The 26714-nt window shown below is 45.5% G+C and carries 17 protein-coding genes; 13 read left to right on the forward strand and 4 right to left on the reverse strand.

Annotated features, from left to right (window positions below):
• Window positions 1-73 precede the first annotated feature (73 nt).
• Complete coding sequence (gene ffh / locus BUB19_RS16700) at window positions 74-1411, reverse strand: signal recognition particle protein (RefSeq protein ID WP_073095873.1); 1338 nt, start codon at window positions 1409-1411, stop codon at window positions 74-76.
• A gap of 281 nt (window positions 1412-1692) precedes the next feature.
• On the opposite strand from ffh, the gene BUB19_RS16705 reads away from it, so the two are divergent.
• The 6 genes from BUB19_RS16705 to BUB19_RS16730 all read left to right on the forward strand — a co-directional run bounded on the left by BUB19_RS16705 (window position 1693) and on the right by BUB19_RS16730 (window position 12224).
• Complete coding sequence (locus tag BUB19_RS16705; protein ID WP_143156073.1) at window positions 1693-2190, forward strand: DUF6508 domain-containing protein; 498 nt, start codon at window positions 1693-1695, stop codon at window positions 2188-2190.
• Between the two features lie 260 nt (window positions 2191-2450).
• The gene (locus tag BUB19_RS16710; RefSeq protein WP_073095877.1) at window positions 2451-6815 is read left to right on the forward strand and encodes a T9SS type B sorting domain-containing protein; all 4365 of its coding nucleotides are present in this window, start codon (window positions 2451-2453) and stop codon (window positions 6813-6815) included.
• Between the two features lie 5 nt (window positions 6816-6820).
• On the forward strand, window positions 6821-7798 hold the full coding sequence (locus tag BUB19_RS16715) for a PorP/SprF family type IX secretion system membrane protein (protein WP_073095879.1): 978 nt from the start codon (window positions 6821-6823) through the stop codon (window positions 7796-7798).
• A gap of 106 nt (window positions 7799-7904) precedes the next feature.
• Window positions 7905-10331, forward strand: a complete 2427-nt coding sequence (locus BUB19_RS16720) for a hypothetical protein (protein WP_073095881.1) — start codon at window positions 7905-7907, stop codon at window positions 10329-10331.
• A gap of 155 nt (window positions 10332-10486) precedes the next feature.
• Complete coding sequence (locus BUB19_RS16725; protein WP_245802882.1) at window positions 10487-11383, forward strand: glycosyltransferase family 4 protein; 897 nt, start codon at window positions 10487-10489, stop codon at window positions 11381-11383.
• Complete coding sequence (locus BUB19_RS16730; RefSeq protein WP_084097400.1) at window positions 11367-12224, forward strand: FkbM family methyltransferase; 858 nt, start codon at window positions 11367-11369, stop codon at window positions 12222-12224. The genes BUB19_RS16725 and BUB19_RS16730 overlap by 17 nt, the downstream gene beginning before the upstream one ends.
• Here the strand turns inward: BUB19_RS16730 and BUB19_RS16735 are convergent, their stop codons facing one another.
• Window positions 12225-15035 (reverse strand): T9SS type B sorting domain-containing protein, encoded by a 2811-nt coding sequence (locus BUB19_RS16735; RefSeq protein ID WP_178371519.1) that lies wholly within the window; start codon window positions 15033-15035, stop codon window positions 12225-12227.
• A gap of 280 nt (window positions 15036-15315) precedes the next feature.
• On the opposite strand from BUB19_RS16735, the gene BUB19_RS16740 reads away from it, so the two are divergent.
• Entirely contained in the window at window positions 15316-16872 is a 1557-nt protein-coding gene (locus BUB19_RS16740; RefSeq protein ID WP_245802883.1) for an oligosaccharide flippase family protein, read from the forward strand.
• Here BUB19_RS16740 and BUB19_RS16745 read toward each other — a convergent pair.
• Together BUB19_RS16745 and BUB19_RS16750 are read right to left on the reverse strand one after the other, a co-directional pair.
• Window positions 16854-18170, reverse strand: a complete 1317-nt coding sequence (locus tag BUB19_RS16745; RefSeq protein WP_073095887.1) for a glycosyltransferase family 4 protein — start codon at window positions 18168-18170, stop codon at window positions 16854-16856. The genes BUB19_RS16740 and BUB19_RS16745 overlap by 19 nt on opposite strands.
• Window positions 18171-18225: 55 nt before the next feature.
• A complete protein-coding gene (locus BUB19_RS16750; RefSeq protein WP_073095889.1) occupies window positions 18226-19692 on the reverse strand; it encodes an NADP-dependent isocitrate dehydrogenase in 1467 nt (488 codons plus the stop codon).
• A 323-nt stretch (window positions 19693-20015) separates the two neighbouring features.
• Between BUB19_RS16750 and BUB19_RS16755 the strand changes: the two genes are divergently transcribed.
• The 6 genes from BUB19_RS16755 (at window position 20016) to BUB19_RS16780 (ending at window position 26709) form a co-directional block, all read left to right on the forward strand.
• Window positions 20016-20801 carry an enoyl-CoA hydratase/isomerase family protein gene (locus BUB19_RS16755; RefSeq protein WP_073095891.1) on the forward strand — a complete coding sequence of 262 codons (786 nt, stop codon included), beginning with the start codon at window positions 20016-20018 and terminating at the stop codon, window positions 20799-20801.
• 18 nt (window positions 20802-20819) lie between these two features.
• Window positions 20820-22349: a lipopolysaccharide biosynthesis protein gene (locus tag BUB19_RS16760; RefSeq protein WP_073095893.1), complete on the forward strand. Its 1530-nt coding sequence runs from the start codon at window positions 20820-20822 to the stop codon at window positions 22347-22349.
• Window positions 22339-22770: a dUTP diphosphatase gene (dut, locus tag BUB19_RS16765; protein WP_073095895.1), complete on the forward strand. Its 432-nt coding sequence runs from the start codon at window positions 22339-22341 to the stop codon at window positions 22768-22770. Before BUB19_RS16760 ends, dut begins: the two co-directional genes overlap by 11 nt.
• Window positions 22771-22975: 205 nt before the next feature.
• Window positions 22976-24721 (forward strand): tetratricopeptide repeat protein, encoded by a 1746-nt coding sequence (locus tag BUB19_RS16770; protein ID WP_073095897.1) that lies wholly within the window; start codon window positions 22976-22978, stop codon window positions 24719-24721.
• On the forward strand, window positions 24714-25457 hold the full coding sequence (locus tag BUB19_RS16775) for a lipoprotein insertase outer membrane protein LolB1 (RefSeq protein WP_073095900.1): 744 nt from the start codon (window positions 24714-24716) through the stop codon (window positions 25455-25457). Before BUB19_RS16770 ends, BUB19_RS16775 begins: the two co-directional genes overlap by 8 nt.
• Window positions 25426-26709, forward strand: coding sequence for a murein hydrolase activator EnvC family protein (locus BUB19_RS16780; RefSeq protein WP_073095902.1), 1284 nt, complete (start codon window positions 25426-25428; stop codon window positions 26707-26709). Before BUB19_RS16775 ends, BUB19_RS16780 begins: the two co-directional genes overlap by 32 nt.
• The last annotated feature ends 5 nt before the right edge of the window (window positions 26710-26714 follow it).

Raw genomic sequence — 26714 nt, forward strand, 5'->3', positions numbered from 1 at the left:
TTCATATTGACGATAAGAAAGGATGTCTGGCTCCATGCCGGCATCCTTTTCTATTTCCAATAATTCAATTTACCTACCTCCTCTTCATATTGCCACCGAGTGCGCTCATGGCTTTCTGAGCACCTCCCATTTTGTTCATTTGTTTCATCATTTTTCTCATGTCCGAAAACTGCTTCATCAGGTTATTTACTTCCTGAATGGTCCTTCCGCTCCCTTTTGCTATTCTCTTTCTCCTACTACCATCGATCAAAGCAGGATTTCCCCTTTCCTGCGGGGTCATGCTTCGGATAATGGCTTCTATCGGGATAAAGGATTCGTCGTCTATATCCAATCCCTTGATAGCTTTGCCCATACCGGGGATCATACCGAGCAAATCTTTGATATTGCCCATCTTTTTGATCTGCTCCAGCTGCGACAGGAAATCATCGAAGTCAAACTGATTTTTTCTAATCTTGGCGTTCAGCCGCTTGGCCTCGTCTTCGTCGAAGGACTGTTGTGCCTTTTCTACCAGAGATACCACATCTCCCATTCCCAGGATCCGCTGAGCCATCCTGTCGGGATAAAAGAGATCCAGGTTTTCCATCTTTTCGCCGGTAGAGATGAACTTGATGGGTTTATTCACCACGTGACGAATGGAAATGGCTGCTCCTCCCCGGCTATCTCCATCGAGTTTGGTCAGGACTACGCCATCGAAATCCAATCGTTCATCAAAAGTCCTGGCAGTGTTGACTGCATCCTGCCCAGTCATGGAGTCCACCACAAACAGTGTCTCCGACGGATTTAGGTTTTCTTTTAACGTGGCGATTTCAGCCATCATGGTTTCATCCACTGCCAATCTACCCGCTGTATCCACTATGACGGTCTTTTTACCTGATTTCCTGGCAAAATCAATCGCATTTTGAGCGATCTGCAGGGCATTCTGATTACCCGGCTCTGCATAAACCTCTACTCCTATCTGGCTGCCGAGTGTTTTCAGTTGCTCTACCGCAGCCGGTCTGTATACGTCGCAAGCTACCAGCAGCACCTGTCGTCCCTGCTTTTTCAGGTAGGTGCCCAGCTTGCCTGAGAATGTGGTCTTTCCGGATCCCTGCAAACCGGAAATCAGGATTACAGAAGGATCACCTTTCAGGTTTATCTCTTCCTTTGAACCACCCATTAATTTGGTAAGCTCTTCCTGCGTTATTTTGACAAGAAGCTGCCCGGGAGATACAGCTATCAGCACATCTCTGCCCAATGCCTCCTCCTTTATCTTATCAGTGACTTCCTTAGCTACTTTATAGTTTACGTCTGCATCGATCAATGCCCTCCGGATCTCCTTTACCGTGGTGGCTACATTGATTTCCGTGATTTTTCCGGTTCCTTTTAAGGTCTTGAACGCCCGGTCTAATTTAAAACTTAGATTATCAAACATGTCATTGCTTTATTGAATGCACAAAAATAGCGATTTTTTTAAGCTTGTCAGGCATCCAGGACAAAAGTCTGTGCGTAAAGATAAAAGACCATTTGCTTGCCGGGGTACTTTTTTCCGCTATCTTTTGTTATCAAAAAAACGCAAAAAGGTGTTTTTTATATACAAAAATACCCGGAACAGGGTATTTTTTTGATGAAAAAAAAGTTGTTACTTACACATTCAAAATAGTCGTTATCAAACCATTAGCCGTAAATCGAGATAATTTAACCAAAATCAAAAAAATGATGATCAAAGACCAAATCCCGCTATTTATCCCCTTAGGCAGCTTTTCAGACCATTGCAGTAGTCTGGACAAGGGAAAACTGATGCCCATTATCGATCTGATCCATGAGATGGAACTCAAATTTTACAAAGCTGAAAAAGTGTTGGGAATTACAGACATGAGTGAAATCTCACTTCAAACGCTGGGGTTGAGTGGTATACATGTCAGATTGCTCGACGCGATATTGAAATTAAGACTGGTTCCGCTGTTTGACTGGATGCTTTGGAAAAATGATGCGGAGCGTTATTATTCAGAGCCAAACCTGCTATATGGACTGGACACCGTAACGTTGGGAAAAGTTACAACCGTGCTGTTGCGCTCTCAAACACTGTATGGGCCGGCTTTCCTCGAATCAAAAATTAAAGACAAATTTGTGTTGACGCTCCTCAAAGCTATTGTACATTCCCTGGAGCAAAACTATAATTCCGGCCAGAACCAGGCAGAAATCCTGGATTAATCATTTTCTATCCCTACAAATAAGAATTTGATTTCCGTATTGTTCTCCCGCTTAATCACCCCTTTATTTTTTTTTGATTGAACTCCCTATCTCCCGGTGTTTTTCGTTACATTGGTGTTCCAGTTTATTTCATAAATCAGGTTATTAAAATATCAGTTTATTTTTAAACCAAATTACCAATTTGGTTCGTTATTTGAAGTCAGGCAACGAAATCATGTTCTGCACTTCTCAGCAATAGAAAAGACAGCAATAATGCATCAATGACATTGAAATTTAGAATAGAAAACATAAAGCCGATTCTTCCGGGATTGATCCTTTTTTTGACGTTCTGCTTTTTTTTCACTCTTGATACGGCAGGGCAGCAAGCACCGGTACTTCGATTGGATCTGAAACAACCTTCCTGCCCTGGCAATGGAGAAATTTCGGCTGTGCTTGAAAATGTAGCGAATCCGGCCGATCTCTTGTTCGAATTGTACCTGTTACCTGAGTCTGCTGTCCTTGCCAGCAATAGCTCGGGGCGCTTTACCGGATTGATCGAAGGCTCCTACCGGGTAACCGCCAGATACAGCGTAGAGGGAGAGCCGCAGGAGATCTCCGCCGAGGCCAATCTCATGTCTACATTTGAAAGTCTGTCTTTTACCATTCTTTCAGAAGGTCTCTGTGAAAATGATTTGAGCCATATAGAGGTAATCACCGACGCGGGAAATCCCCTATCATACGAACTCCGTGGAGACCTGCAGCGCCCGGCCCAGGATAGTCCCCTGTTTGAAAATATTCCTGCCGGAAGTTATACTGTAGTAGTGACCGACGAATGTGGAGACCGACTTTCCCAGTCTTTCGAAATCCGAAAGTCCGAAATGGTGCTGGACCCAGATATACAGGAATTTCAACCGACCCTGGCCGGCTGCGGAGAAATTGCTGTGGGGCATTTGCTGAGGGTCGCCGGAGCCGAAATTGCCTACCCTTTGGCAGTGCTGTTTACTGTGCAATTACCCGATGGACAGCAACAAGAGATCCAGGTAGAAGTAGACGAGGGAGCTGCTTCAGAGGTAATGCTAATGGGAATCATTCCCTTCTATCCTGGCGAGGAATACAGTTATGATCTTCAGGTCACAGACAATTGCGACCAAATCGCAATCCTGGAAGACAACCTCATCAATCGAACGCTACAAATATCGGAAGACGTGCTTTGGGGTGCCGGCCCTTGTGGACAACGGAGATTATCAGTCAAACCCCTTAATTTTGTTCCCCCCTTTCAAATCAATTTTTCAGAATATCCCGACGATTTTGATCCGTCTCTGTATAATGAAGCCTACCCCGGACCATTTGAGGAAGAAAACATATTTTTTGGATCAGAAGAAATGCCCATTCCCTTTGGACAATACACCTTTATGGTGGAAGATGCCTGTGGCAATACAGCCGAGTTTTCGAAGGAGTTTCGAGATTTATTGTCAGGGCCAGCAACCACTGTATACAAAGGTTGTGGCCCGAGTACCGGTTCTTTGCAATTAAATAGTTTTGATTATCAGTTTACACGGATAGAAATGGTCGCTGGTCCGGAGGCTTACTCCAATCAATATCCAATAGACCTGTCTGAAAACATCAGTCAAAATGATCCCAGAAGATTTTTCATGAATAGCCTGCCTGCAGGGAATTATGAATTTGTGTCTTATACGACCTGCGATACCGAGCATGAGACTCAGGTAACCGTTTCGGGAGTAAGCACCATCAAAAATGAGATCGGAGTCGACGAAAACTGCGGTTCCTTTAATCTAAGTCTGGACCATCAGGACAATCTGGACGAAAATCAAACTACGCGTTTTGGCATACAGAAATTTGACCCCACCACAGGAGAATGGGTCCATCCTGAAACCGGCCGGGCTTACCAGCTGGGAGAGGAGTTGACGGGTGAAAATGCCATTCTGCTTGTAAATCGGGCAAATAACATCAATCTGAGTTACCATGGGGAACTGAGACTGGTAAAATCGATCAGGATCTGGAAAAATGGCCAGGATATTGTGCCCAATGAGCCTTCGTTTAACTATTGCCTCGAAACGCTGGATCAATTTGAAATCCAGGAGCGAAGCACATTCAGCAGTATCAACACCTTTCAGTGCGTAGAGGGAAATTATGAACTTTCTGTCAGTGCTTCCGGCTACCCACCTATCAATTTCAAAATAGTAGAAAGAGATGGCTTGCCATTTGAAATAGACAATGGAGAAGACCCCCTCTTTAAAAACCTTGAGGCAGGCAGGTACCGCCTGCAACTGGAAGACAACTGTGGCAACCTAACCAATACCACCGTCCAGATAAGGGGCGAAAATTTACCCAAAATCATTCCGGAAAATCTGTGTGAAGGAGAAAATGGAAGCCTTTCTGTCAAAAACCTGGATTTTCTGGATTTCGAATGGTTTAATGTAGCTAATCCGGATGTGATACTCAGTACAGGTCCAAGCCTGGAATTTTCTCCATTTAATCTTGCCACCCATGAGGGAGTATATGGCGTGAGGCTCAATGACAGCAATCCGGAGTCCTGCCTGAACGAAACCCTTGAATTTACCATAGATGAAGACAGCTTAAACCCTGAGCCCGGAGAAGGGCAAGTGGCGACCGTGTGTAAGGGGGAGATCATCGACTTGTTTGACTATCTAGATGGACCATTTAGTGACTATGGCACCTGGGAGGAGATTTCCGATAGTGGTGCCCTGATTGGCAATACCTGGGCCACAACGACACTTTCGGCCGGTAGCTATACCTTTGAATACAACGTCACGGGCATTTGCTCGGGAGCAAGGTCTACACGGGTTACCATCAATCTGAGCAATGTACCTCCGCCACCACAGGGGGAGCCACTCCAGCAATTTTGTATGCCTGGTGAATACACGATTGGCTCACTCTCTGCTACCGGAGAAGCCATACGGTGGTTTCTCTCTCCTGAAGGCGGTACCGCTCTACCTGTGGAGGAGGCTCTTACAGACGGTCAAACCTACTATGCCGATCAGACAGTGGACGGATGCCCCTCTGACAGGCGGCTGGCAGTGCAGGTAAACGTATATCCCGAGCTTGTTTCGTATGGAATAGGAGAGGATCAAACCTTATATCAAATGGAAGTGCCGGAAATACTGATCGGAGAAAGTCCAGAAGGCGGATCGGGCAATTACACTTTCCAATGGGAAATCAAGCCTGAAGATGGTGATTGGACCAGCATCGGTGGAGCCACCAATAAGGATTTTCTACCTCCCCCTCTGTTAAAAGATACGCGGTTTCGGCGAATAACCACCGATGATGCCTGTGGCACTTTTCTCAGCAATGAGGTCACGCTGACTATAGAAGTAGCCAGGATCCAGGCCAATGACGATACTTTTGGACCTTTGATCAATTTTGAAAACAACCTGCTCCCATCGATCTTCGAAAACGATAGCCTGAAAATGCTACCTGCACAGCCAGAGGATGTGGCTGTCTCTGTCCTGTCGATTCGTGATGAAGCCGGAAATGCGCAGCAGCTCGTGTATTCCCTGGATGAAAATGGAGTTTTCAGCATTCCGGAAGACACCCCTCCAAACACCTACATTCTCGAATACAGGCTTTGCCAATCCGATGTCCCGGGAAATTGTGATGAAGCGGAAATCCGGATAGAAGTGGTGGGTATAGAATTGGAGATACAAAAAACCGTAGATCGCAGGCAGGCAGTGGCCGGCGAAATTGTGGATTATACCATTGAGGTAACCAACAACAGTATCTTTGCTATTCCATCGCTTTCTCTCAGGGAGATCCTGCCGGAAGGCCTGATCCTTCTGTCTGCCACACCCGAACCCTCCGAGGATGACACCTGGATCATCCCTCAAATGGCCCCGGAAGAAACCCTGGTGTTTCAATTGTCCGTTTTGGCTGCGGAGGAAGGGAGCTATACCAACCAGGTTCGGGGAAGGGTAGAAAATTTTGACGAAACCATTTCCAGTGAAACACTGGAGGTAAGGCCAAAAATGATTGATCTGTCCGTCAGCAAAACAGCCACAGCAGAACCAGTAAGGGATGGAGACAACTTTGTATATCAAATCAGGGTCGGAAACAATGGACTCGATGCTGCCGACAATGTGCGGATCGTAGATTTTTTACCCCAGGGACTGCAATATCTCAGTGCAAACACCATCAATGCCGGCCTGGCTGAGGATCCCGTCTTCAGTAGGGAGGGTCAGGTACTTGCCTGGCAAATCTCCTCCTTCCCGGTAGGTGCAAGCCTGGATATCTCACTTACGGTAAAGGCATTACGAGACGGAAGAATCAGAAACAGAGCGGAGGTAAGCGGTCAGGGTGTAGATACCGAACCAGAAAACAATACAGCAATTGCCGAGAAGAATATTTTGTCACTATTTATTCCCAATGTAATCAAACCGGATTTTGACGGCAGGAATGATACCTTTGTCATTGAGGCCAGCCATAAGTTTGAACAGGTAGCGCTGCTGATCTTTAACCGGTGGGGAGATCTGGTCTTCGCTGCAGAAGACTATCAGAATGACTGGGATGCGGCAGGTTTGCTCGCCGGGACGTATTATTATCAGGTGAAGGGTATGGATTCACAAGGAAATGAAAAGGAGTACAAAGGTTGGGTGCAGGTGATCAAATAGCAACAATGAATTTTTCCAATTACACATATTTACTAACAGCATTTGCCGGATTTGTTTTGTTCCAAAATCCTGCGAAAGGGCAGCAAATGCCCCAGTACAGCCAGTATGTTTTCAATGCCTTGCACATTAACCCAGCCTATGCCGGGTACAAGGTAGATCCATTTGTACAAGCCACCTACCGGAGCCAGTTTATGAACTTTCCGGGTGCTCCCAATACAATTTCCATATCTGCAGATATGGGCAATCTGGAGGAAACCATGGGCTATGGCCTGTCAATCATAGCTGACGAATTGGGTCCATACAAAACCCATTCCTTCCTGCTTACCTATGCCTATAAAGTGCGGCTTACACAAGATAGCTTTCTGGGCCTTGGCCTGAGTTCCGGTGTATCGGAACATGTACTTGATGCAGGAAAACTCCAGCCGGATGATCCTTCTGACCCCGGAATACCACAGGGCCGGCTCAATGCGTTTACGCCTAACCTCAACGCAGGCCTCTTCTATCACAGTCCGAAATTCTTTTCGGGATTGAGCGCCTTTAATCTACTGGGACAAAACAGCCTGAAAAACAGCGACCTGGCACTTGCTACCAACAACTATCATTTCTATTTTCAGGCAGGAGGTTTGCTGCCACTCTCTGACGGTTTGGCATTTAAACCATCTATTCTGATAAGGGAAGATCTCAAAGGCCCGAGCAGTTACGATATCAACACCATGTTTCTGCTGAACGAACAGTTTTGGCTGGGTGCGGCCTACAGGTCTTCGCTGCGAAAAGGGAATATAGATGTTGGTAACCTGCCGTCCAACAGAACGGCGCTGGCCATACTGTTTGACTTGTTTATTACGGATGAAGTTCGTTTTGGCTATGCATATGATTTTAATCTCAACAGCAATAACAACTACCGCAACAACAGCCATGAATTCTCATTGGGATATTACATCAATAATAAATGGTTAAAAACACCTACCCAAAGGGCATTTTAGCGGTTTGCCTCCTGAGCTTATCCCATCGGTTAACTTATTAATCCACTGATTTTTCTTAATTTGCAACCCATAGTACATAGCAGACCAAAGACCAATACCCCGGATCATGAATGTTAACCTAAAAGAAGCTGTATTGCCCCATTTTTTAGCCATTCTCTCTTTTTATCTGATAGTGATCTTGTATTTTTCTCCGATTGTATTTGAGGGAAAAATGATTTTTCAGTCGGACATCCTGCAATGGGAAGGATCCGCGAAAGAATTGCTTGAGTACAGGGAGCGCACGGGAGAAGAGGCCCTATGGACCAACAGTATGTTTGGAGGGATGCCCGCCTACCTGATACACCTGGACCCAAAAGGAGATATCACCAATACGCTGATCAAGGTATTGACCCTGGGCCTACCACATCCGATCAGCGGACTTTTCTTCGGGATGGTTTCCATGTACCTGCTGCTGATGGGATTTAAGGTACGGCCGGCTATAGCTGCGCTGGCAGCCTGGGCGTTTGCCTTCAATACCTTTAATTTCCTGAGTCTTGAGGCCGGCCACAATGCCAAAATATGGTCGGTCTGCATCGTTCCCCTGCTATTGGCAGGGGTACATTTGTCATTTACCAACAAAAAATTTCTTGGCCTGAGTCTCACTGCACTGGCCGTATTGCTTCAGCTAAAATTTAACCACCTGCAGATCACCTACTACAGCCTGATCCTGGTATTGATATACGGAGCAGGCCAGCTGATAAAGGCCATCCGGGAAAAGCAATTGATCCAATTCAGCAAAATTACCGCCCTGCTGCTTGCAGCGGCCATGCTGGGAGGACTTGGTAATCTGGCCCGCCTGTCTACGGTGCTGCAATATGGACAGTATTCTATCAGGGGAGAACGTAACCTGCCACTACCAGAAGAAAATGACTCCGGCCTGGACCGGACCTATGCCTTCAATTGGTCCAGTGGCAAGCTGGAAACCTTTACGCTGCTGATTCCCAATTACCTGGGAGGCGCCAGTCAACAGGCCCTGCCGGATAATTCCGCCGCAGAGCAGGCCCTTAGAAGCCAGGGCATGGAGGCCCGGCAAGTCAATCAATTTGTCAACAATGCGCCTTCCTACTGGGGGGATCAGCCCTTCACCGGTGGTCCTATCTACGGGGGGGCGATCATGATTTTCCTTTTTGTTCTGGGCATATTGTTCGCAACCCCGCTATACCGGAATGTACTGCTTGTCATGACCCTGATTACGCTGATGCTGTCCTGGGGCAAAAATCTGGAATGGTTCAATTATTTTCTGTTTGACTACCTGCCCGGTTACAACAAATTCAGGGCGGTATCCATGGCACTTGGCATCACCTTGCTGGTTATCCCCATTCTGGGGGCTTTGGGTCTGGAACGATTATTTTCGGAGGAAAAAGGCATTAAAACCAAAGCTACCTTCTTTAAAGCTCTGGGCATTACCGGTGGTTTGGTGCTGCTGGCATTGATTTCCGCATACATGTCAGGCTTTGGCGGTAACCTTAGCAGCTATCCCGACTGGTTGCAGGCCGCATTGAAAACAGACCGGAGAAGTTTACTCCATGCAGACACTTTACGCAGCCTGCTTTTCATCGGGGCGGCCGCGGTACTGCTGGGTCTTGCCCTCTACAGAAAATTAAAAACAGAATATGCCATCGTGGCAACCGGTTTGCTATTACTCGTTGACTTGTGGGGAATCAATGGCCGGTATCTGGATCAGGATAGCTTCAGCGAAAGCCCCAGTGAGGAGCATTTTGCCGCCAGTCCGGCCGATGAAAAGATCATGCAGGATGAGGGTTATTTCAGGGTATTGAACCTGCAAAATCCCTTTAACGATGCACGGACGAGCTATAGGTTTCACAGTATAGGGGGCTATCACGGTGCCAAAATGAGCCGCTACCAGGATTTGATCGAGCGGGTACTGCAACCCGAAATCAGTGCCTTTGTACAGAAAGCGCAGGAAGGTAATTTTGATTATGCCGGCATACCGGTATTGAACATGCTCAACACCCGATACATTATGGCTGGGCGTGCGGAAAACGCTGTTTTCCAGAATCCGCAAGCCAATGGAGCTGCCTGGTTTCCCGAAAAAATCATTGCAGTAAGTGAAAACGAAGAAGAAATCCGAGCGCTTGCCGGCCTGGACACAAAAAAGGAGGCCACCTACAATGCTGCTGCATCTGCTGAAGCGCTACCCACCGGAAGCGGGAGCCTGAACCTGGACAGCAGCGAACCCGGGAAGCTGGTTTACTCCGGCAATGTAGAAGAGGAGGGTCTGGCAGTTTTCTCTGAGATCTTTTACCCGGAGGGCTGGCAGGCAAGGGTGAATGGGAACGCAGTAAAGATCCACCGGGTAAATTATTTGCTGCGTGGACTGGTGCTACCCCGTGGTGAGGTAAAGGTGGAGATGGAATTTGAGCCTTCCGGCTATTATCGAAACAGGACATTCTCGGCCATATTTCAATACGCTGTTTTGCTGTTGGTAATTGCGGGATTATATGTGGAAGGTAAAAAAATACAACAGGCATGAAAAAAAAGAAGGTACTATTCGTTACCCCATTTTTTCCTTCATTTGTCCTGAGTGATATACAGATTTTAAGAGAAAACTTCAGTATACGAATCAATAATTATCCGTGGCAGCATAAAATTCTGGCCCCAGCGTTTTTTGTTATTCAATTTTTTTCCGTGTTTGTTAATCTATTTAGAGTAGATGTATTGCTTACCAGCTTTGGAGGCTACTGGTCTGTATGGCCGGTACTTTTGGGGAAATTGTTCAGAAAACCCTCATTCATCATCTTGCATGGAACAGACTGCGCTTCAATTCCTGAATTAAACTATGGGAGTCTGAGGTTACCATTATTAAAATGGGCCTGTAAGATATCTTACCAGCATGCAAGTCGTTTATTGCCAGTCAGTGAATCACTGGGCAATGTCTTCCTGGATTTTGATCCGGTCCTTATCCACAAATCTCAGGGCATTCACTACCACTTTCGGGATATCAAAACGCCCGTTACGGCAGTATACAATGGCTTTGACCACAAATTATGGCCGTACGAAGCATTTACCAAAAAACCTCCTAATACCTTTCTAGCGGTTATGTCGGCTGCTCAGTATAGACTGAAAGGCGGAGATATTATCGAAGAAATAGCCTGGCTGCGCCCCGATCTTGATTTTAAAATTGCAGGATTGAATGCTCTGCAAAAACCGCTACCCCCCAATCTGCAGTTTTTAGGTAAATTATCTCAGCAAGAATTGTCGAACGCTTATCGCAGTAGTCGGTATTACCTGCAGCTATCTACGTTCGAAGGTTTTGGATGTGCCCTGGCAGAAGCCATGCTTTCGGGATGTATCCCTATAGGTTCATCCGCAAACCACATCCCCAAAATCATTGCTGGCAATGGCCTTATTTTGCAAAAAAAGGATAGGACAATGTTGCTACAAGCCATCCAGCAACTGTTATCATTAAGCAAGCCAGAAGAAATTTCCCGAAAAGCACGGCGGCACATTATAAAAAACTACTCACTTACGCGTCGCAAAGAAACACTTTCCACGCTACTCAACAATTATGAGCAACCGAATTGAAGCCTTTCTAAGCATTTTAACCCGAGAGCTTTATCGGGTTCCCGGCGGATATTTCATTGTCCAATTCGTGAAAAACAGGTTTTGCAGTACCCAAGGCAGTCCTGACTGGAGAACTTTTCGGTTTAGAGGGATCACCTTTAAGGTCGATATCACAAAAGGCATGGGAAATGCCATCTTCTGGAGGGGAGCTCACGATTGGGCCCCTTTATTTGTATTGGAACGTGTGCTGCAAAAGGGAGCTACTTTTATTGATGTTGGGGCGAACCAGGGTGAATATACGCTTTGGGGACTTCGGAAGGTTGGGCCTCAGGGAAAAGTAATTGCCTATGAACCGTCTGAGCGGTTATTCAGGCATCTTGAAGAAAATCTCGGGCTGAACCCTGAATATAAGCAGGTTGCTATTGCCCGAAAAATGGGACTATCGGATGCCCCTGGTAAACTTAAACTTTACACGAAATCGGGAATCAATGAGGGAGTCAACAGCATGTTCCCATCAGAAGAGCATGACATTTTCCTCAATGAAATCGAGCTTTCGACACTGGACAAGGAAGTGGAAATTTTGAATTTACAGGCCGTAGATTGTTTAAAAATAGATGTGGAAGGTGCTGAGTTGCATGTTCTCCGGGGCGCAGAAAGAACCATAAAAAAATTCAAACCTGTCATTATCACCGAAGTCAATCAGACTTCATGTGAGGCCGCCGGTTATGAGACCTTAGAAATATTGGAATTTCTCAAGGATCGCAATTATAAATTATTCAAAATCGGGCTTAGGGGTAAATTAGACCCTATAAGAAGTATGTTAATTTCTGAATTTTCCAATGTGGTTGCCTTTCCTGAATGACTATCTCAATAAGGTAAAAGACCCTGCGAGTTGGCTATCTGCCACTTCTTTGTTGCTATAAGTAATTTTGTAAAGATAATTTCCTACAGGCATCTCTATACCCTCGTGCCTGCCATCCCATCCCCTACTGTGGATGTCGGAGGTAAAATAGAGTAGCTCTCCCCAGCGGTTGAATACCCAGAACTGGATGTTCGTCAATTCAGAAAAAACTGGAAAAAAATATTCATTTGAGTTATTTCCATTTGGACTAAAAGCGGTGGGGACGCGGATAAAAAACCCAGAGATTTCCAAAAACTCTTCGTACATGGCAGTACAGCCATTTTCATCTGTTACCTGGAGTCGAACCAAAAAATGCCCGCTCTCCTGATAATTCATGCTTGGATTTTGCGCTGTACTATGTTGACCGTTTCCAAAATCCCAAAAGTACATAGGGTTCTGTCCTGAACCCGCATTACCAAAAAACTGAATTTCAGAATCCTGATATAAGATACCAGATTCAGAATAGGAACTGGAATTAAATGTGAAATCAGCTTCCCAATCTACCTGCTCTATTTGGATTATCTCAACAGTTTTCCTGACTGTACAGCCATTCAAATCTTCCAGGTCCAGCGTATAAATACCACCTTTCAAATCTGATATTTCATGGAGTCCAGTCGAGGGAATAACAATCTGTTCTGAAAGGGCAGTTCCTTCATTGCCCTGACCAGAAACCGAAAGGACAAATGGTGTATTTTCCCCCTCTACGGCGATAACAATATTTCCGTCGGCTTCCTGATTGCAACCCAGATTTAGAATACTCTCTTCCTCAAGAATTTCCAGAGAAAAAACCGGATAGTCAGGTAGGATCACCGACGTTTCAATCTTACATCCTAAAGCGTCTGTCACAATTACTTTGTATTCACCTGCATCGACATTTGTCAAAGTAGAGCTTGTCGAATTGGTAGCATCATTCCACAAATAAGAAAAAGGGGCTATCCCTCCAGACACCTCCACTCCAATTTCGTTTTCATCCACCTGTTGGCAATCTACCTTTCTGTTTACCCATGGCACAAGTGATAAGGTATTTCTGATTAACTTAATCTCCCGGAAACACTCCTTTCCGAGGCTAGGTGTCGCATATACCGATAATTCATCCTGGTCCATAGAAAGATATTGATCAACGTCCAAGGCAGGCTCATCATATCCAGCAGGAGGATTTTTAAAAAACAGCGTGCCTTCCGGGAAATATTCGTAGAGATCTCCAACTTGTACACTATCGTTTTCTGAAGCACAAACAGGGATCTTCAGGTTTTGAAAATCCCAACCACATTTTTCAGCTAAATAGGTATTAACGTCCAGATCAAACGCCAAAGGCCCCTTGATATTCCGAGACAAACATTCTTCTGACAGTATCGTATCAGAGACAAATGATGTCGGATCAAGGGGAGACTGGGACAGTGTATTAACACCAAACAATAGCCCGTCAATCTCAAATGTCTCTTCGCAAATTGCGAAAAGTCGCTCACAATCATCTGTAACACGCAAAGTATAGTCAACGAAAGCCAATTCCTCATCCTTGTTTTCTGTTACCGGCAAATGTCCCATTTCCCAAATAATCTTTCCACCTGCCCCTGCCTCCGCAAGAAATTCAAATTCTCCATTATTATATTGATCAACCAATAGATTTGGGCTAGCATCCAAAAATAATAAACCATCTGGAAGCGGAATTTCGATCCTTGAATGGTCGATGGTAACGTCACCCCGGTTTCTAACTGTTGCTCGAATTTTCAATTCGTCGCCGGGAAAAATATTTGTTTTTGGCCCGTTTACTTCATTTCCATTAACTGAAAGAAGTTCATGAAAAGTTTCTACCTCCACGTCAGTAGCATCAATGGCCATAGTTATATTGTAAATCACATACACGTCCCAGGTCGATCCATACCTGAATTGGGTATTGCTTTGATTGTTTCCAATGATAGCATTTCCCTTGTTATCAATTTCAAAAACAGAGATATCCATTCCAGTATTATTCTTTAACTCCGGGTTTCTGGGGTTACCTCCAGTATATATTGAGGAGTTGAAGAAATTATTAACCTGGTTATTACCATGACTTAATCTCAAAAAATCATTGCTACCTTCTCCCCTTTCTATAGCGAAGTAGTCTCCATCGGCACCAACATCTCCCTCCCCTGCCATTACCCCCACTTTAACATTTACATCTCCCTTTTGTATGGCAGACAATCCTGAAACCTGTATGTCATATGATGCTGCTCCTTGCCCTCTTACAAAGGCATATCCATCAAAAACCGAAATGTCTCGCCTTTTCATGGATGGGTTTTCATACACCACCACCATGCCCCAGCCACCGTAGTGATAATTTGTGCCTTCTACCAGGCCAATATCTGCAACTGTATAGTCGCCCTCTCCCCAATTCCGTACCAGGTCAGTTACGTCCCTGTAGCCTACGAATAAGCCCAGGTCAGCGGTGAGAGAAGTTGGATACCTGATCTCATCATCTGTCGCTTGCAGCTCGACATATTCCTGCTGGCCAGGCCCTTTCAATTTTATCTTCCTTTTATCAAATTGTCTCGTGACACCATCTTTTGTCACCTCAAAAATAGTATGAGATGGTCCCCTTCCAGACCAATATAACCCTGCAAATAATACCCTCGTGCAATTTCTGGTGGCTTCATTCTCGTTTGAATAAATTAGTGTCGCTGAAGAGCTGTTGAAGGTTTCAGGATCAGTATCTACATCTACATATACCATCATCCCATCATTCATTAAATCTTCCTCATAATCCAATAAAGTCATATTGGTATTGCCTATCATGGCGAAATCACCATTTATATTATAAGTAGTTCTAGAGGCTGACTCAACTGGACTTCTTTTTGAAAAATCAATTCTAACTTGAGAAAACAATTCATGACTTGTAATAAAAAAAAGAAAAACAAAAGATTTTAAAAATAGCCTCTCCATACCATCTTCACCTTAAAAAAACGAATACCATACAAAACAATTGGAAGTACAATAATAATATATTTTTACTTTTTTCTAATTCACATTTGAATTAAATTTCTAGTAAAAACAGAAATCGGAAAAAACCCCGAATTTGATCCGAATTTGCAGCATATCGGGTACCTTTGCTTCCAGGTTTTCGCCATCGTTTTACATCCCCTTGAGTACAATCGCCAAACAAAGCATACTGACCACCATCTCGTCCTATTTGGGCGTGGTGATTGGGTATTTCAACCTGCTTTGGCTACTGCCCTACGTGCTTGAACCCGGGCAAATTGGTCTGTTTAAAACCATACAAGACATGGCATTGCTCATGACGCCCTTTGCTCAGATGGGCATAGCCAATGGCATCACCCGGTTTTTCCCGCAGGTGAAAGCTCAAAAGTATTCTTTTCTTACTTTCAGCCTCTGTTCGGGTTTCGTCGGCTACACCGTATTGCTGCTGGTGTTCCTGCTCTTCAAAACACCCATCAGCGCTGCATTTGTGGAAAAATCTCCCGAAGTAATCGCATACATCCAGGTAGCATTGCTCATCACATTTCTATCGGTTTTCAATACCCTTCTGGAAGCCTTCAGCCGGTCATTTTTAAAAATCGCCATTCCTTCGCTGATACGTGATGTGCTGCTGCGACTGCTAATGGCTTTGCTGGTGATCGGGTATTTTTTGCACCTTTATTCCTTTCCCCTCATGATTTGGGGAATAGCATTGGTCTATCTGCTCACTCTGACAAGCATGGTGTTTTACATGCGACAAGCCGGCATCTTCCAAATTCAATTTGATTGGGAAAATATACCTGGCAAATTGAAGAAAGACTTTTTGAAGTACAACATCATCACCATGCTCGGTACTGCCGGAGCCCTGCTGATCATGAAAATTGATAGCCTGATGGTCAGCTCCATGATTGGACTGGAAGCCAATGCCATCTACACCATCGGTTTTTCCATTGCAGTAGTGATCGAAATGCCCCGCAGGGCCATTTCCCAGGTAGCAATGCCTGTTATTTCCGAAAAATTTGCTACCAACCGCCTCGGAGAAATCAACGAGCTCTATAAAAAAATTGCGGTCAACCAACTACTGGTTTGTGCGCTGGTGTTTTTACTGATATGGGTCAATATTGACACCCTCTACCATTTTGTTCCCAATCGCCACGTGTATGAAGCAGGCCGATGGGTGGTATTGCTTATCGGTCTGGGCAAACTCAGCGATGTGTTGTTTTCTGTGAACGGAGAAATCATCGTTTTCTCACGCTTTTACGTTTTCAACATCACGGCTACCTTACTCATGGCCCTTACCGTAATCCTGCTCAACCTGCTATTAATCCCCCCATTTGGGATTGAAGGTGCAGCCCTTGCCTCTCTCCTGGCCATGTTCCTTTACAATCTGATCAAATTTCTGTATGTTAAAATAAAGTTGGGATTCAATCCCTTCACTCCGGGGGTATTTCTGGTCGCCCTTGCTGCAGCATTGAGCTGGGCGGTGTCCTACTTTTTACTGCCGGTTTTCGAATGGGTGATTGTAGATCTGGTCTTGCGTAGCGGGCTGGTGACAGGAATGTACCTGACGCTGAGCTATTGGATGAAGGCTGCTCCGGAGGCAGAATCCTGGCTGCGATCTGCTATCCGGCGCTGGGTTTACCGGTCTGGCAAATGAACGGCAGCCTTGCTCCTCACCATTTTCTCCAGCAGTTTTGCCAGCGTTTCGGTAAGGTTTCTTCGATGAAATAGCTCCAGCTTCGCCCCTGATCTCTTTTCCGGGGGATTCTGATACCTCAATGCTGACAAATGTCGCGAAAGGCCTTCAAGGTCTTCGTGGGCAAAAACAATTCCCGCCCCGGCTTTTCGGATAATGGCCGCTGCGTCTCCGCCAGGATCTCCCAGACCAATTATTGGTCGTCCTGTGGCCATGTATTCAAAAAGCTTCCCGGGTATATTTCCTTTGGCATTTTTGGTCTGCGTGAGTATCAGTAGCAGGGCATTTGCCTTCTTGTAATGGGCAAACACCTCCGAATGACTCAGGTAACCGGTTAGCACTACGTGTCTTTCCAGCCAATCGTCCTTTTTAATCGCGGCCAGTACCTGTGAACTTACCTTTCCCACAAATGTCAGGCGTACGATTCCCTGTTCCTTTCCGAATACCGCTTTGAGGGCATGTAAAAAAGGCAGGGGATTTCTTATGGAGTCAATCACCCCGGTATAGACGATTTCAAGCAATGCCGTTTCAGGTCTGTGTTGCTGAAAATCAGCGGGCAGGTCATCGGGATCAAAGCCATTGGTAATTAACTGAATGTTTCTATCCGCCAATTCTCCCATCTCAGCAGCAAAGGTAGGAGAAATGGTGCTCAGTACATCCGCCTCCCGGAAAACCGATGCCTCCAATTGCCGGTGTTTGTTTCTGGCTCCCGATGTAAGCTTCAGGGTGTCCAGAAATTCCCATTCGGACCAGGGGTCCCGAAAATCTGCCAACCAGGGCAGCCCCGTTTTCCGCTTTAAATTGCGCCCAATCAGGTGCATGCTATGTGGAGGCCCCGTCGTAATGATGGCGCTGAAATTATTCTGGCCGCAGATGTCTGCAAGAAATTTTACCGACGGCTTCACCCAGAACACCCGCGGATCAGGGATCAGCAAATTACCCCGCATCCAGACAGCAAGGCGGTCCAGCATGGAGGGGTTTTTCTGCCCCAGAATGACACCGGTATCTTTGAGCTTTTTCCCTTTAGCCAACCTGAATAGTTGATACGGCTCCCAAATCGGAAATTTCAATACTTCCGTAGTTGGTGCTACCTCCTTTTCAAGCGTGGAGTCAGACAGGCCAAAATCTGGGTTTTCAGGCGTAAACACGACCGGCTGCCAGCCAAACTCGGGCAGAAATTTCGTGAATTTCAGCCATCGCTGTACCCCAGAACCTGCACTTGGCGGCCAGTAATAGGTGATGATCAAGACCCGTTTCATACCAAAACAATAACATGAAGGCCAAAGTGGCCCATGTACTAGCTCTATCTGTGGACTATTCTCCCTGAGCAAGAGAAAAACCTCTTTCCCCGTCAAAGGTGTATAAATGCTCGGTCTTCACAAAATCAAACCCAAGCTGGTTTACCTGCCGCAGTACTTCGATGACCTGTTCATGGGAAATGGCCGTCTCGTCCGCATTGAAAAATCTTACCCGCCAGTGGTCTGAGCAAAACGTTTCCTTCATTCCATCTGGATAAACCCTTACCCCTCTGTTGGTGATCAATTGCATTTTCAATCCGTCCGCATCTACTTTCCTGAGTTTGTTCCCGATGGTATTGGCATTCCGGTTTGCCTCCTTCCAATCGATAAATACATCCAGGCCAATGAGGACTTTCTCTGCAGGTTTTACCTCCCTCAGTGCCAGAGCCTTCCTGGTTTCTTCCTCGCTGCGTACTTCTTTGGCAAAATCCGCTTTCTTTAAATTTTTGGGTGCCCTGCCAAGCCTTTCTATCACCGCCTCGGCAAACTCCTGCGTACCCACTTTCTTTTTGCTGATACCATCCCGGTAAATATCTCCTGTGTGGATCCCGTCTTCCAGCGTGGCCATCCAGGCGTTGCTGATCCTTTCTGCGACTTCCGGCTGCCCGATATGGACCAGCATCATGACTGCCCCATTGAGCAGGCCGGAGGGATTGGCGATATCCATTCCGGCAATATCAGGTGCGGAGCCGTGAATCGCCTCAAACATGGCCACTTCTTCTCCTATATTGGCGGATCCTCCCAGACCTACCGATCCCGTGATCTGAGCGGCTACATCGGAAATGATGTCTCCGTACAGATTTAAGGTTACGATCACGTCAAACATCTCCGGCTTGTCCGCAATCAGTGCGGTACCTATATCGATGATTTTATGGTCCGTTTCGATCTCTGGATATTCTTTGGCCACCTCCCTGAATACCCTGTGGAAGAGTCCGTCTGCCAGTTTCATGATATTGTCCTTGGTCATACAGGTGACTTTCCTGCGGTTATTCATCCGCGCGTATTCGAAAGCATACCGGATGATTTTTTCACTTCCCGGCCTGGAAATCAATTTCAAACATTGGTATACCTCATCCGTCTGCCGGTGTTCGATACCAGCGTACAGATCCTCTTCATTTTCCCGAATGATCACCATGTCTGTCTGCGGAAAATGGGTCCTGACAAATGGCGCATATGCTTTGCAAGGGCGTACATTTGCGTACAAACCCAGGGTTTTTCTGGTGGTCACATTCAGACTCTTAAAACCTCCACCCTGAGGCGTGGTGATAGGCGATTTTAGAAATACCTTGGTACTGCGGAGAGAATCCCATGCATTGGGCTCAATCCCCGAACTGATTCCCTTCAAATAAACCTGTTCGCCGATTTCAATAACTTCTGTCTCAATGGCAGCACCGGCTTTTTCCAGTATGGACAATGTCGCTTTCATGATTTCCGGGCCTATACCATCTCCATAGGCAACTGTTATTTTTCTTTTTTCGGACATAAGGATTGACGTTGAATTTAAATTTTGAATAAGATAGTACAAAAATAGGAAATATTGGTACGCAAACATTTCATACCCCCTTTAATTCTAAAAACTGTAATGAAATGCCATGATGTACAGCGCAATAAGTTTAACGCATACCCGTCGCAGCGTATCTACCCGATCAGCCTTTTATTTTACAAAATAAATTTTTAGAGATATCAAATGCATTTTACTGGTGATGTTATCAAATTCACCTTTTTGTTAGCACATGATTTTTATCTGTTTCTTTTGTGATTGTTTGTGCGCCTCGTATATTTGGAGCTTAACATTGAAGAATTGGAATGGCGGAACAAAAAAATATTCTTTCCGAAACCAAAGATGGAATACTTTACCTGACCATCAACAGAGAACCCAAGCTCAATGCCTTGAATTTTAGCACGCTGGAGGAATTGAAAAATATCTTCAACGAAGTAAATGACAATAAGGCGATAAGGGGCGTGATCATCACCGGAGCCGGGGAAAAGGCCTTTGTAGCGGGTGCAGATATCAACGAAATTTCTGAACTCAATGAACTCAATGCCAGAAAATTTGCTGAATTCGGCCAGGAAGTTTTCGAGATCATTGAATCCTGCCATAAACCAGTGATTGCGGTGGTCAATGGATATGCTTTGGGGGGCGGTTGTGAATTGGCCATTGCCTGCCACATGAGAATAGCTACCGCCAATGCCAAGTTTGGACAGCCCGAGGTCAATCTGGGTATTATTCCAGGTTATGGAGGTACGCAGAGATTGACCCACCTGATCGGCAGGACCAAAGCAACGGAAATCCTTATGACCGGCGATATGCTCGATGTAGATGAAGCCCGGACCCTGGGCCTGTTAAATCATGTAGAAGCTACCAAGGATCTCGCCATAGCCAGGGCCGAAGAAATTTTGAAAAAGATCATGAGTAAGGCTCCTTTGTCTATAGGGATGATCGTAGATTGCGTGAACGCCGTATATGCAAGCGATGAAAACGGGTATCAGATCGAAGCCAACAGCTTTGCCCGCTGTGTCAAATCAGAGGATTACAGAGAAGGAACAAAAGCCTTTCTTGAAAAAAGAAAACCTAATTTCAAAGGGGAATAGTCCCCTTTTTTATTTTTTATGGGCCTGTTGAAAAAATTAGCCGGGCAATCGGCCATCTATGGCATCAGTAGTATCCTGGGCAAAACGATCAATTTTTTGCTCGTTCCCCTATATACCGGTTATCTGGCAAAAGAAGATTTGGGCTCTTTTACCATGCTGTATGCCCTGATTGCTTTTTTGAATGTGGTGTTTACCTTCGGTATGGAAACGGCCTATTTCCGCTTCGCCACAGGTAAAGGCTTGCCTCCTCAAAAGGTCTATCAAAACGCCCAATCCCTGGTCTTTTTCGTGGCTGTTGCACTTGGTTCATTGCTGTATCTTTTCGCCACTCCACTCAGCCAGCTTTTTGATTTTCAGGGAAAACCCCATTTGTTTCAATGGGCCGCCATGATTTTAGCCATAGATGCTGTCATGGCCATTCCTTTTGCAAAGCTGCGGCTGGAAGGAAAGTCACTCGCGTTTGCCTTGCTCAAATTGCTGAATATTGTATTAAATGTAAGCTTCAATATTATTTTTATCGTTGTTGCCTATCATATCACTGAGGGGGATATTTTAAGGCAACTGCAGCCCTGTGTCGCTGCATGGTTTCGCCCCGACTGGGGGGTTGATTACATTTTACTGTCCAATGTATTGGCCAATTTTCTAATTCTCCCTCTATTGTGGAAGTTGGTAGCTGGCTGGAAATTTGAGCTCAATAAGAAAATCCTGCTGCCCATGTGGCATTATGCGCTGCCCTTACTGTTTATGGGCCTGGCGGGAGTGACCAATGAAGTTTTTTCCAGGGGATTGTTCGAACATGCGCTACCCGCCGGTTTCTACCCGCATCTCAGTCCCAGAGAAGCCGGAGGTGTCTTCGGAGCCAATTTTAAACTGGCCATACTGATGAGTCTGATCATACAAGCCTTCAAATATGCGGCAGAGCCATTCTTTTTCCAGCAGGCCGAAAACAAAAACAATCCGCAGTTATTCGCCCGGGTCATGCATTGGTTTATCATATTTTGTTCCAGCCTTATGGTGGCAGTGGCGGTAAACCTTCACCTTATCGGAAAGCTTTTTTTTCAGGCAGAAGGCTATTCCATTGCCCTTTCTATGGTGCCCATTCTCCTGATGGGATATCTTTTGCTCGGCGTCTATTACAATCTGAGCATCTGGTTTAAGATCACCGACCAGACAAAATACAGCTTTTATATTACCTTCACAGGTGCGGTAGTTACTATTGTGGTGATCCTTACCCTTGTGCCCGTGTGGGGTTTTATCGGTGGGGCCCTGAGTACCCTGGCATGCTACCTGACCATGGTGATCATGTGTTATTACACCGGTCAGAAATACTATCCCATACCCTACCAAACCAAAAAAGGCCTCCTGTACCTTGCTGTTTCCTTCTTATTCAGTTATACGGGCTTTTTTCTTGATTCAGGAGATCTGCTCTTGAATTTTTTCCTCCGGAATGGGATATTCCTGCTCTTTCTGATGCTTATTTTCCTGATGGAAAAAAAGGAACTATATTCGCTTTTTCAATCCATTTCAAATCGAAAGCATGACAATTAACGTAATCAACGCATCCAAACACCCGCTCCCTGCTTATCAAACCCCCCTTGCTGCCGGGCTTGATTTGCAGGCAAACATCGCGACTCCGGTGGTTTTGAGGCCCCTGGAGAGGCAGTTGATCGGAACCGGCCTTTTTATCGAACTTCCAGAGGGATATGAAGCACAAATACGGCCAAGGAGCGGATTGGCCTACAAATTCGGTGTAACGGTACTCAACAGCCCGGGAACCATAGATGCTGACTACAGGGGCGAAATTAAAGTACTGTTGATTAATAATTCCAACACGGATTTCACCGTTCAGGATGGAGAACGAATTGCCCAAATGGTGGTCGCCAGACATGAACAAATCAGTTGGAGCCCGACGGACCAACTTTCTGAAACCTCCCGTGGTCAGGGAGGATACGGGAGTACCGGCAGGTAGTCGTTTCAGGTCCTGCCTGAAGTAGCTGGCAGGTAAGACTTTGGGAACCAAATGCAAAAGTTTATTGTATCACAGAAGACGATCTGTATTAGCCAGCTTTATCAATTGATGGACAACACTTTCTTTTTTCTGAAGTTTCCTGATGGCAACACAAAGTATGCCGGGAACGTTTTCCCATTGATTGTTAAGCCAAAGTCCTTAGACAATGAGTAAATATTATAAAAAAGTATTCTGGTTATTCTTTACCTTAATCGTCATCACCGGGCTGGCACAGGAACGTGCTGTGGCCCAGGAAAAGATGAGCCGGAGAGAGCGGAAAGAGCAGAAAAAAGAGATGATGGCCAGCAGGCTGTTTATTGAAGGACAGAAAAACCTGATGCTGGAAGAATACGAAAAGGCTTATTTTTATTTCAACAAAGCGCTGGAATTCGATGATCAGCAAAGTGCCATTTATTTCAAATTATCGCAAATGATGATGCGGGCCAATAATCCGGAAAAAGCAATGGAGCTCGGCCAGCAAGCCCTGAAACTGGATCCGGAAAATAAATTCTATCATTTGCAAATGGCTGAAATTTACACCAAACTCAACCGTAACGGAGAGGCTGCTGCAGTGCTTGAGAATCTGATGGAAAGAGATGGGGACTACCAGCGTTACATCCTGGACCTGGCTACTATCTACCTCAATTCCAACGAATTTGACAAAGCACTGAAGGCACTGGACAAGGCGGAAGAGTACTATGGCATAGTAGAGCAGCTCACAGCCCAAAAGCAAAGGATATACCTCCGGAAAAATAACCTGGAAATGGCCATCAGTGAAGGGGAAAAACTGATAGCCGCCCATCCGGGCAATTCCCAGTATATACTGGCTTTGGTAGAGATTTTGTTTAACAACAACAGAACCGATCAGGCTTTGGATTTGGTCTTGGAAAGCCTGAAAAGCTATCCCAATCAGCCGGAGTTGAAAATGGCTGCCCATACCCTTTACAAGCAAAAGGGTAACCTGGAGCTATCCAGAAATTTTGTCAAAGAGGCTTTTCGGAATCCGGACCTGGACGCCGACACAAAAGTAAGGGCATTTAATGGAATCCTTTCAGAGCTAAAAAACAACTCCAGGGACCAGCTACTAGACACGCTGGGCGGGTACATGGAAACACATCACCCGAATGACCCCCTGGTGTTGACAGCTCTAGGTGAATGGAAACTGAGAGATAAATCGACCGGGCCGGCGATCGCCTATTTTATAAGAGCAATACGGATCAAAAATGACAACGAGGAGGTATACCAGAAGCTTATTCCATTAATGTTTGAGAACCAGGAGCCTTTCGCCGAAATTGTGGAGGTGGCAGAAATGGCCACTGAAGTATTTCCTGAAAAAGCCGAATTTTGGTTTTTCCTGGGTACGGCACAATTGGGTGCCAATGATCATGAACCCGCCAGAACTGCCCTGGACAAAGCCCTTGACCTGAATGCGGGTAGAAACTCTCAACTCTCTCAAATGGCCAATGGACAACTGGGAGATGCCCTCTATGCGCTCGGTGAAAAAGACGCTGCTTTTGATGCCTATCAAAAAGTTTTGTCACAAAATGCCAATAATGAGCATATTTTAAATAATTATGCCTATTTTCTCTCCCTGGAAAAAAAAGAGCTTGATAAGGCTTACAATATGTCTTCAAAATTGGTATCCCGCTATCCTGACAATGCCACCTACCTCGACACCCATGCCTGGGTATTGTTTCAGCTAGGCAGGTACGAAGAAGCCAGAAAGTATATGGAAAAGGCCATCGAATACCTGGACACACCGAGTGGTGTGATCCTTGAACACTATGGAGACATCCTGTTTAAACTGGGAGAGAAAGAAGCTGCCCTGAAATACTGGAACAAGGCCAATGAAATGAAAGAGACTTCTGAATTTCTGACGCTCAAGATAAAAAACAAAACATACTATGAGTAAGGCTAAGTTAGTGGCTTTCCTTCTGGCCTGTGTACTATCGGCTTCCTGTGCCAGGAAGCCCATGTCCTATACCAGCGACACGGTCATGGAGCAATTTGAACCTTCATATCTGGATTACAATTACCTGACAGCAAAGGGGAAGGTCACCCTTGAAGAGCAAGATGGCAAGATCACCAAGGGCACGTTGAATATCAGGGCAAAAAAAGACAGCATTATCTGGTTTAACATGTCTCCCGGCCTGGGGATAGAAGCGGTGAGAGGGTATATCAGCACGGATCAGATTAAAATCCGGGACCGGATCAATGGTCAGAAAATTGACATGGGCTATGAAGAATTCCAGAAAAAATACGGAGTACCTCTTTCCTTCTCTCTTTTTCAAAACCTTCTTTTCGCCAACATTCCACACGAATTCAGCTATCGGGATCGTTTGATCAGAATAGGTAAAACTTTCGAGTTAAGACAGGAACGCGAAAACATTCAATACAAAACCCTGGTCGATGCGGGACATGGGAAAGTGTCTCAACTGGAAAGCGAAGCGACGAAAAACAGGTCCGGAAGCGTCTCAGCGTCCTATATGGATTTCAGGGATCTGAACGGACAGCCATTTCCCTACCAGGCCATCATCAAAATGGTCCTCAGCTTACCACAAAAACCAAATACCAATTTCTTCATGAACGCAGAAATGGTAAAAGTAGAACTCACCGATGACCCACTCAGTTTCCCATATAATTTTTAATTTCAGGTCTTGTACCTTTTGTTTTTTTCTGTTTTTTGTAGGGTTTGCCTGGCTGGGAGTTTTCTCTCCGGCATTCGGCCAGATTACCGCTGACAGGGCTCAACTTGAAAGAGAAAAAGAAGCCATCCAGAAGCGGCTGCGGGAATTTGACACGGTTTTAAAAAGAACTACCACCCAAAAACAAAACTCCCTGAGTGAACTCAGGGCTGTAAACCAAAAACTGGAGGCAAGGGAATCCTATATTGCTACCTTAAACAAGGAGCTTGGGATTGTAAACAAGGAAATCAAACAGACATCGAATCAGATCCGGCAACTGGAAACAGAATTAGAGTCCCTGAAAAAAGAATACGCAGAGATGATTTATACTTCGTACAAACTCAACAAAGGTATCAATCTCATCACCTTTATCTTCTCCTCTGCTACATTCAAACAATTCTACATGCGGCTAAGGTATCTGAAGCAATACAGCGATGCCAGAAAGAAACAGGTAGACCGCATGAAATCCGTAAGTGCAGCACTGGAAGAAAACCAGGTAGCATTAGAGCGAAAGCGCTCAGACCAACTGGCAGTGCTTCAGCAGGAACAGGAACAGAGAAAAGCGCTGGCTGCACTAAAAACGGAACAACAACAACTCGTCAGCTCATTGAGTGACAAAGAAGAAGAACTGAGGAAAGACATTGCCGCTACCAAAAAGCAACAAGAGGAGCTGAACCGGCTGATCAAGCAGGTAATAGCGGAAGAGATCCGGCTGGCCAAAGCGGCCGAAAAAGCAGCGGAAAAGCCAGATGCAGCTAAACCAGCTGAGAGCCTGCCATCCGCACCTAAGGCTGCCGCCTTGTCGGCTTCCTTTGCGAATAACCGCGGGAAAATACCCTGGCCGGTAGAATCCGGATTTATTTCCAGAAGATACGGCACCTTTCCGCACCCTACATTGAAAGGCATCACGGAAACCAATGACGGAGTGGATATTCAAACCAACAACAATGCCCCCGTAAAAGCAGTATTTCCGGGAGTGGTCACCAAAATTACCACCGTGCCTGGAATGGGGGGCACCATCATTATCAGGCATGGAGAGTTTTATACCATGTATAGCCGGCTAAAAACCATATCCGTAAAGTCAGGTCAGGAAGTCGATACCTCCACGACTGTAGGCACTGTCTATACAGACAATCAGGGGGTTTCGGAATTGCACTTTCAAACCTGGAAAGGGCTGCAAGTTATGGACCCAAGTATTTGGCTTTCTAGTAAATAATGCTT

It is taken from the genome of Cyclobacterium lianum (assembly GCF_900143075.1).
Classification (GTDB): domain Bacteria; phylum Bacteroidota; class Bacteroidia; order Cytophagales; family Cyclobacteriaceae; genus Cyclobacterium; species Cyclobacterium lianum.

Coding starts and splice junctions, on each gene's coding strand:
- BUB19_RS16730 (WP_084097400.1), top strand. CDS start 11,367: ATGAGCAACCGAATTGAAGCCTTTCTAAGCATTTTAACCCGAGAGCTT.
- BUB19_RS16705 (WP_143156073.1), top strand. CDS start 1,693: ATGATGATCAAAGACCAAATCCCGCTATTTATCCCCTTAGGCAGCTTT.
- BUB19_RS16755 (WP_073095891.1), top strand. CDS start 20,016: ATGGCGGAACAAAAAAATATTCTTTCCGAAACCAAAGATGGAATACTT.
- BUB19_RS16715 (WP_073095879.1), top strand. CDS start 6,821: ATGAATTTTTCCAATTACACATATTTACTAACAGCATTTGCCGGATTT.
- BUB19_RS16780 (WP_073095902.1), top strand. CDS start 25,426: ATGACCCACTCAGTTTCCCATATAATTTTTAATTTCAGGTCTTGTACC.
- BUB19_RS16775 (WP_073095900.1), top strand. CDS start 24,714: ATGAGTAAGGCTAAGTTAGTGGCTTTCCTTCTGGCCTGTGTACTATCG.
- dut (WP_073095895.1), top strand. CDS start 22,339: ATGACAATTAACGTAATCAACGCATCCAAACACCCGCTCCCTGCTTAT.
- BUB19_RS16720 (WP_073095881.1), top strand. CDS start 7,905: ATGAATGTTAACCTAAAAGAAGCTGTATTGCCCCATTTTTTAGCCATT.
- BUB19_RS16770 (WP_073095897.1), top strand. CDS start 22,976: ATGAGTAAATATTATAAAAAAGTATTCTGGTTATTCTTTACCTTAATC.
- BUB19_RS16735 (WP_178371519.1), bottom strand. CDS start 15,035: ATGATAGGCAATACCAATATGACTTTATTGGATTATGAGGAAGATTTA.
- BUB19_RS16710 (WP_073095877.1), top strand. CDS start 2,451: ATGACATTGAAATTTAGAATAGAAAACATAAAGCCGATTCTTCCGGGA.
- BUB19_RS16750 (WP_073095889.1), bottom strand. CDS start 19,692: ATGTCCGAAAAAAGAAAAATAACAGTTGCCTATGGAGATGGTATAGGC.
- ffh (WP_073095873.1), bottom strand. CDS start 1,411: ATGTTTGATAATCTAAGTTTTAAATTAGACCGGGCGTTCAAGACCTTA.
- BUB19_RS16760 (WP_073095893.1), top strand. CDS start 20,820: ATGGGCCTGTTGAAAAAATTAGCCGGGCAATCGGCCATCTATGGCATC.
- BUB19_RS16745 (WP_073095887.1), bottom strand. CDS start 18,170: ATGAAACGGGTCTTGATCATCACCTATTACTGGCCGCCAAGTGCAGGT.